The organism is Streptomyces africanus (genome assembly GCF_002150735.1).
Lineage (GTDB): Bacteria > Actinomycetota > Actinomycetes > Streptomycetales > Streptomycetaceae > Streptomyces > Streptomyces africanus.
In genome coordinates this window covers 1-1,331 of sequence record NZ_MUKA01000720.1, presented here as the reverse complement: position 1 = coordinate 1,331, position 1,331 = coordinate 1, and the positions used below count along the sequence as shown (strand labels likewise).

Below are 1,331 nucleotides of genomic sequence, written 5' to 3'. Positions count from 1 at the left end.
GGCCTGCCCCACTCCGCCGCCCGCCTCGGCAGCGGCTCCGAGGTCCTCGGCCACGACACCGCACGCTCGGCCGACCACGAGTGGGGCCCGCGCCTCGAGCTCTTCCTGCGCCCGGAGGACGCCGAGACCCACGGCCCCCGCCTCACCGCCCTCCTCTCCCACCGCCTCCCGAAGACCTTCCTCGGCCACCCCACCCACTTCGCCCCCACCGGCGACGACCCGGGCACCGACATCCGCGTCATGACCGGCACCGACGGCCCGGTCCACCACCGCGTCGACATCACGGACCCCGCCACCTGGTTCACGGACCGGCTCGGCTTCGACCCGGCCCAGGGCGTCACCACGGCGGACTGGCTGGCCACGCCCACCCAGCGCCTGGCCGAGGTCACCGCCGGCGCCGTCTTCCACGACGGCCTCGACCGCCTCGCCCCGGCCCGCACCGCCCTGCGCTGGTACCCGCACGAGACCTGGCTGTACGTCCTGGCCTGCCAGTGGAAACGCATCTCGCAGGAGGAGGCCTTCGTAGGCCGCTGCGGCGAGGTGGGCGACGAACTCGGCTCCGCGATCGTGGCCGCCCGTCTGATCCGCGACCTGATGCGCCTGAGCCTCCTCATGGACCGCCGCTACCCGCCCTACAGCAAGTGGCTCGGCACCGCCTTCACCGCGACCCCCCTGGGCACGGCGCTCACCCCCACCCTGACCGCGGCGCTGGCGGCACCCGACTGGCACACCCGCGAGCACCACCTCAAGCACGCCTACGAGACCGTCGCCACCCACCACAATGACCTCGCGCTCACGGCCCCCGTCGACCCCACCACCCGCCCGTACCACAGCCGCCCGTTCCAGGTCCTCCACGCGGAACGCTTCACGGCAGCACTCCGCACCCGCATCACGGACCCCGCCCTCCGCTCCCTGCTCGACACCGGCGCGATCGACCAGTGGGTGGACAGCACGGACGCCCTCAGCGACGTCCAGAACAGAAAAAAGCCCGGGCCAGAGACGATCTGACCCGGGCTTCCACCGGAGCCCCCTGTCGGATTCGAACCGACGACCTACGCATTACAAGTGCGTTGCTCTGGCCATCTGAGCTAAGGAGGCACCGCGCACTACAACGCCGTACGCGAGGGCGGCACCACTGTACACAGAGCCCGTTACCCCGAGCCACGAAGTTCCGTCCCGTCCGGGCTCACTCCAGCTCGTACTCGAAGCGGTACGCCACCGTCGCCTCCCCCTGGCGCGCGGCGAAACCGCCCGTCCCCCGCAGTCCGGCCAGCTCCCCGCTCCCGGACCCCCGCACCACCTCAAACGTGCAGTGAACCGTCCCGTCCTCG

At 72.1% G+C, this 1,331-nt stretch carries 2 protein-coding genes and 1 tRNA gene; 1 reads left to right on the top strand and 2 read right to left on the bottom strand.

The features are described 5' to 3' along the window. On the top strand, positions 1-1,008 hold a 1,008-nt coding region (locus tag CCL05_RS43655), incomplete at its 5' end, for a DUF4037 domain-containing protein (protein ID WP_086565935.1). 16 nt (positions 1,009-1,024) lie between these two features. Here CCL05_RS43655 and CCL05_RS43650 read toward each other — a convergent pair. Together CCL05_RS43650 and CCL05_RS43645 are read right to left on the bottom strand one after the other, a co-directional pair. Beyond that, positions 1,025-1,098: transfer RNA gene (locus CCL05_RS43650), tRNA-Thr, on the bottom strand. An 88-nt stretch (positions 1,099-1,186) separates the two neighbouring features. Then, positions 1,187-1,331 (bottom strand): DUF3224 domain-containing protein (locus CCL05_RS43645; protein WP_143590088.1); only part of this gene is annotated, 145 nt, incomplete at its 5' end.